This window comes from Crocosphaera watsonii WH 8501, from assembly GCF_000167195.1.
Lineage (GTDB): Bacteria > Cyanobacteriota > Cyanobacteriia > Cyanobacteriales > Microcystaceae > Crocosphaera > Crocosphaera watsonii.
Genome location: NZ_AADV02000217.1, coordinates 1 through 6,029, shown reverse-complemented (window position 1 = coordinate 6,029; position 6,029 = coordinate 1). Strand labels below are relative to the sequence as shown.

The 6,029-nt window shown below is 34.8% G+C and carries 6 protein-coding genes and 3 pseudogenes; 8 read left to right on the top strand and 1 reads right to left on the bottom strand.

What is annotated here, in order from left to right; translation table 11 throughout:
- Positions 1–205 precede the first annotated feature (205 nt).
- From CWATDRAFT_RS36445 to CWATDRAFT_RS42055, 5 genes and pseudogenes are all read left to right on the top strand, one after another.
- Positions 206–426 (top strand): annotated as a pseudogene (locus tag CWATDRAFT_RS36445) (hypothetical protein); the annotation flags it as partial.
- A 293-nt stretch (positions 427–719) separates the two neighbouring features.
- Positions 720–905, top strand: coding sequence for a hypothetical protein (locus CWATDRAFT_RS29105; protein WP_042712805.1), 186 nt, complete (start codon positions 720–722; stop codon positions 903–905).
- A 48-nt stretch (positions 906–953) separates the two neighbouring features.
- The gene (locus CWATDRAFT_RS29100) at positions 954–1,496 is read left to right on the top strand and encodes a tetratricopeptide repeat protein (RefSeq protein ID WP_007308329.1); all 543 of its coding nucleotides are present in this window, start codon (positions 954–956) and stop codon (positions 1,494–1,496) included.
- Positions 1,497–1,607: 111 nt separating this feature from the next.
- A complete protein-coding gene (locus CWATDRAFT_RS29095; protein WP_007308330.1) occupies positions 1,608–1,820 on the top strand; it encodes a DUF2283 domain-containing protein in 213 nt (70 codons plus the stop codon).
- A 4-nt stretch (positions 1,821–1,824) separates the two neighbouring features.
- Positions 1,825–1,926, top strand: coding sequence for a DUF6887 family protein (locus CWATDRAFT_RS42055; protein WP_412093296.1), 102 nt, complete (start codon positions 1,825–1,827; stop codon positions 1,924–1,926).
- Between the two features lie 221 nt (positions 1,927–2,147).
- Here the strand turns inward: CWATDRAFT_RS42055 and CWATDRAFT_RS29090 are convergent, their stop codons facing one another.
- Positions 2,148–3,884, bottom strand: coding sequence for an IS1634 family transposase (locus CWATDRAFT_RS29090; RefSeq protein ID WP_042712803.1), 1,737 nt, complete (start codon positions 3,882–3,884; stop codon positions 2,148–2,150).
- A gap of 100 nt (positions 3,885–3,984) precedes the next feature.
- On the opposite strand from CWATDRAFT_RS29090, the pseudogene CWATDRAFT_RS40735 reads away from it, so the two are divergent.
- The 3 genes and pseudogenes from CWATDRAFT_RS40735 to CWATDRAFT_RS29080 all read left to right on the top strand — a co-directional run.
- Positions 3,985–4,128 (top strand): annotated as a pseudogene (locus tag CWATDRAFT_RS40735) (type II toxin-antitoxin system HicB family antitoxin); the annotation flags it as partial.
- Positions 4,129–4,266: 138 nt separating this feature from the next.
- Positions 4,267–5,793, top strand: a complete 1,527-nt coding sequence (locus CWATDRAFT_RS29085; protein ID WP_007308331.1) for an IS5-like element ISCwa2 family transposase — start codon at positions 4,267–4,269, stop codon at positions 5,791–5,793.
- 3 nt (positions 5,794–5,796) lie between these two features.
- A pseudogene (locus tag CWATDRAFT_RS29080) lies at positions 5,797–6,029 on the top strand (hypothetical protein); the annotation flags it as partial.

Sequence of the window (6,029 nt, the reverse complement as noted above, 5' to 3'; positions counted from 1 at the left end):
TTTTCAAGGATTGAATTTCTCCAATTACACAATTTAACAACGGCGTTCCCTATTGTCATATAGGTTGAATTTAACCTTGAGCTTAGGTTCAAAAGACGAAGTCAGAACTCCCTGCAAAGATTTTAAAGCACTCCAAAAAAGGATGCCTTATGTGCNCAAGATGATTACCGTCTCAACGTCATTGGAAGAGTGTTCACTTTCTAACTATCTGAAAGTCAAACCAGATATAATGATGCTGAGAGAGCTTTACGTCCCATTGTCATTCACGCAAGTAAGTGGGGGAGCAAGAAGCGACTGGGGTGCAGAGTTAGTCACCCAAATGTTCAGTTTTTAGAGACCATGAGATTACAGGGGCAAAATGCCATTGTCCAATTATGCGAATTATTTTCATTAGCTGGTCGGAGTCCCCCAGGATTAGAGATGTAAAAGGCTCCGGAGCCGATAGGGGATAGATTTTTCTTGATCCCCCTATCTCTCTGCACAAAAATACACAGGGTTAGCGGATAATCTCCGCTAACAAAAAACTATCTTACTATTCTTTTTTTTCTCATATTGTTGTTTTTATTTGAGGTTTTTAAAAGACTTGATTCTGGGAATGTTAGTCATTAAAATAGCCGTAATAAATTAGCTTAAATTTTACGCTAAATCACAGGGCTTATATTTTTGTTGACTCAACTGATGTTGTTTGTAGTGCTTTTCAATAAGACTTTTTTGTTGCGGTGAGCAGTTACGCCAAAACTTGCTTAAAATATGGGGGTTGGAGTGATGAGGAAAAAGCAGAGTTTTTAGTGAGAAAGGGTTTTGCTATTGCTAAGGAAACAGGAGAGATTAAAGCTGCTAACCGTAAATTAAAGGCAGCTAAAAAATTAGATAAAGAACTCAATATAAAATCCTTACAACAATAAGTTAATCAGTTAACTGCGTCTGCTTTAGTTAAGCAAGCAAGAGGAATAATGTTAGAGGAGAAAAGTGATAATATAAATGATGATCTTTCAATGGCTAAACAGAAATTGAATAAGGCAAAGAAACTTGATCAAAATCTTGATATAGAAGAAGATAAACAAGAAATAGCACAAGCATTAATTGAAAGAGGAGTAAATTTAGTTCAAGCTGATAAAATAGAGCAAGCCTTAATTGCTTATAAAACGGCAGAAGAATTTTATCCTGAGCTTAAAATAGATTCTGAATCATGGTTGACTTTGTGTTTACGAGGCACTTTAAATAAACAGGTCAATGACGTATTATTTGCTTGTGAAAATGCCGTTAAAACTTCTACAGAGAAAGACGAGATAGAATTAGCTAAAGGAGTTAGAGGAATAGCAAAAGCATTAACTGGAAACTTTGATGATGCTATTAAAGATTTAGAAATTTTAATAAGTAATCCTAATATTCTTGATTATGAACTTAAGACTAAGTTTAAACAATGGATAGAGACCCTTAAAAAAGGTGAAAATCCTTTTACCGATGAAGTGTTAGAAGAATTGAAAAATGAGTAGGGGTCAACGGCCGTTGACCCCTACATTTACAGTATAATTATTTAGTTAAACCAAACAAAATCGTTACTGTTTACTTTACTAGCAAATTAAACAAATACAGGAGATTAAACAATGGAAGCTAAATATGATAGAGAAATTGATGTATTAAGAATTAATTGGGGTGTAGCAGAAATTGAAGAAAGTGATGCTATCAGTCCGGGAGTAATATTAGATTATGATGCACAGGGAAACGTCATCGGAATCGAAATTTTAAACGCTTCAAAAAAAATTGAAAATTTTACATCAAAAAAAGCAATTGGAGATTTGTATCATGAAAAAATTTGAACAAATGACAACCAAAGAATTACGAAACTATATCCGTAAACATCCCACAGATACAGAAGCTATTAGAGTTAGAATGAAACAAATAGAAAGCGATCCAAAAATTTGACAACCTTAACCTAGCATTAGATGAGCTAATTGCACAAGTAGAGTTAGAAATTCGTAATAGTTCTTTGACTTCTTATCGCTTAGGAAAAAAAGTATCTTTGAAAAATGAATGAAAAAAACTACAGAAAAAAATGGAAGAAATTAAATATAGCTGAACTTCCCCTTTGACAAAACCCGATAACGTATGCTGCATGAGGGATACACCGAATTAGCTAGGGGTTATTAATGGGTACAAACAGAAGAAATGCTTAATAAATCTAATGCCTTTTGTTGCACTTCAGTAGGTCGAGTTATCTTGTCAAAAACGTATTTTCCACTCTCTAAAGAACACTCAACTGTGTTCAAGCAAATTGTTCCCAAATCTTCTAGTAAAGTACGAAAGCTGTGAACTGGTAAGTTATCTTCGGTGCGTTTTTTTCTATCTTTAGCAACAGCAGAATTACTACGACGAGCTTTTATGACATCCTGATAGTTATTATCAATTTCTTCATCTTCAAATAATAAAGGGGCTAATTTTTGTTTTAAATGCCATTCAACGTAATAAGCCAACATACATAAGAAAATATGTGCCTTAACTCTGTCTCCCTTATAATGATAAATAGGACGCACTTTTAAATCAATAGATTTATAACAACGGAAAGCTTCTTCCAACGAAGATAAACTTTTATAAGCTTTGACAACTTCAAATCCATCCATTAGAGTTTCATCTACAGAATTTCTAAGAATATAAACCCCGTCTAGAGCAATTTCTTGGTCAATCAACTCTTGTTTACGCTCATAAGTAAATCCTGAATATGTGATGTCTAAATTATAGTATTTATTGATTTTATACTTGTTTAATAACTTAGCCACCCTTAAGGCTATTTTATCCGCTCCTTTCAAAGCTCTTTTTTCCCTTTTGGTGGCTTTGATAATTAACTCAAATTGTTCTTCCGCTATTTTTAATAGAGCTTCTCTTTGTTTCCTATTTTTAGCAGCAATCAAAGGATTTCGACAAGCAATTAATCTTTCATTTGGGTAATCTTCGCTTTCAAATTCAACGAGATTAACTTCATCAAATAATCCTAGTTGAATAGCCTCTACTTCGGCTAATTTTCTAATGCTTGCCTTAGTTAAGCCACTGATATAATCCAATCCTTCTACTGGTTTCACCAACTCTTTAATATTTGAAGACGTTAAAATACCTCTATCTGTCACCCACACCACATTCTTAACCTCAAATCGTTTCCTAACTTTCTCTATTTGACTTTCTAATGTGCTAGTATCCGAGGTGTTTCCTTCAAAAACTTCTACAGCGACAGGACAACCATTTTGGTCACAAAGTAGTCCAAAGACTATTTGGGTTTTTCCCTTCTTCTTATCTCGATTATATCCATATTTTCCTAATTCACATCCGTTCCCTTCTAGGTAGGTTGAGGTGACATCATATAAAACTAATGAGCCATTATTGAGATGAAGACTAGCTAATTTATTTTCAATTTTCTCTTGTTTATTGACTAACCAATCCAAAGCATCATAGAGTTCGTCTTCATCAGCTTTTTCTAAGTTTAACACTTTTCCTAAACTATTACTAAAAGTTTTCTCATGAAATCCTCTGGCTGTGGCTAATTTAGATTTAGGATTGATAATTCTCGCAATTATCATACCCAAAACTAAGTTTCTAGTTCGAGAAGAAGTTTTGGCAATTATCTTATCTAACCCTAACTTTTTAATGGTTTCTAATATAACCATCACATGACCATGAGGACGACTTCTTATCACCTCAAAATTATCGGGTATCGTTTCAGTCATTGAAACTTTCGCCCCTTTTAATACCAGTTTCATATTATCAACAACTTCATCTGGCAATGTTGATAGATTTGCCAGGGTTCTTTTTTTGACTCTCTCTCCTTCTCTGTAAGATTCACGAAGCAGAACAGCCGGGGGGGAATTTCTATTCGGAACTCGCTCCATATACATGACTACTATTTTAGCAAATAGAGAGAATCCCTGTCCATTAAGATATGTTATCATATACATGGGTACAGCACCGGAGTCTAATCGCTGTATCCCTTCATAGATAAGGGTTTCAAGGCTCTATAGTAGATATGTATGGGGGAAGTTCAGATATAGAATAATCATTCAATGGTCAGATGAAGATGACTGTTTTTTAGTCGCATTACCCGATTTTCCAGGTCAATATTGGCGAACTCATGGAGATACTTAGGGTTTGCTGAATAAAAGCAAAACCCTATTCTTTAAAAGGTTACACCCATATTCGCGATCGCAAAAAAGATCAGCTTTGTCGGCTACAAACCGCTATAATTGGTAGAAACACCTCCCAGTTGTTGGTCAAGAACAAATGTATCGAAAAGAGGAGCAACCTTTACCGCCCCCAGAAAAATTTGAATTACCTTTCGAGGGCAAATTGTCCCCCAATAATCGTTGGGTAATCATGGCAGAGTTGATACCTTGGGATGATTTTGAGGAAGAATGTGCTAAACTTTTTTCAGCAGAAAAAGGTGCGCCAGCCAAACTATTTAGAATGGCATTAGGGACATTAATTATTAAGGAAAAATTAGGAACAAGTGATAGAGAAACTATAGAACAGATTAGAGAAAATCCCTATCTACAATACTTTATAGGTTTAAATTGTTATCAACAAGAGCCACCACTGGAATCTTCAATGCTAGTTCATTTTAGGAAAAGAATTGATGGAGAATTGATAAACAAAATCAATAAAAAAATAGTAAAAAGAGAAATAGACAAGAGTGATAAAGAAGTAAAAAAAAAGGATTGTCTCCAAGAAAAAGGAGAAAAAATAAAAAATAAAGGTAAACTAGTTTTAGATGCGACTTGTGCGCCAGCAGACATCAAATACCCAACGGATTTAGGCATATTAAATCAAGCCAGAATTGAGACAGAAAGAATAATAGATAATCTTTATAAACCATTAAGAGTAAAATTGAGAAAAAAGCCGAGAACTTCTAGAAAAATTGCTAGAAAGGAATACTTAAAAGTAGCTAAAAAACGAAAAGTATCTTATCAAGAAAGAAGAAAAGCTATCGGGAAACAGTTAAAATACCTTAAGAAAAATTTAGGAAATATAGAAGACTTAATTCAAGCTGGGGCTTCCCAGGAAAATCTGAGTAAAAGACAGAAAAATTGTCTAGAGACTATCAAAAAAGTTTATGAACAACAACAGTCAATGTGGGAGAATAAGACCCAGAGTGTTCCTCAAAGAATTGTAAGTTTAACTCAACGGCATATTCGTCCAATAGTGAGGGGAAAAGCAGGAAAACCAATAGAGTTTGGAGCTAAACTCTCAGTAAGCTGTGTAGATAACTATGTGTTTCTAGACAAAATAAGTTGGGAAAACTTCAATGAATCTTGTCATTTAAAAGAACAAGTAGAAAAGTATAAAGAAACGTTTGGCTATTATCCCGAATCCGTCCATGTAGATAAAATTTATCGAACTAGGGAAAACAGAAATTGGTGTAAGGAAAGAGGGATAAGAATCAGTGGTCCGAAGTTAGGAAGACCTCCGAAAAATGTCAGTGAAGAAGAAAAGAAACAAGCCCACTCCGATGAATGCTTCCGTAATGCTATTGAGGGAAAGTTTGGACAAGCTAAACGAAGATTTAGCCTAAATCTCGTGATGACAAAACTCCCTGAAACCTCCATTACATCTATTGCTATTACATTTTTAGTTGTCAATCTTTGTAAACTTCTGAGGCAGTTTTTGTCGCTTTTTTTGTCCTTATTTACTAATAATAGAACAGAGGAACTCATCAAACCGCCTTTCATTAATTTTGATTATACTTTAAACAATTTTTATGTACTAAAACTTATTGATTTGTCAGAAAATTCTTGGTCAAAAGTGGCATAAATTTTGGAGAAACTTTTTCAGCAAACCCTAACTACTGAACAGATTTGGTTGGGGTATAAGCATCGCTTCCCCGTGGAAACTAACTTCTATGTTGCCCAGGATAGTGCGGGGATGGAAATGCCCAGAGCCTGGACTGAGAATGCTATTAAGCGTCGTATCAGTTTAGCGATGCTAGCTGGGTTTGTACTCAAAGCGATCGCCGCCATGTCTGAACCTCTATCAATGGACCCGGATCG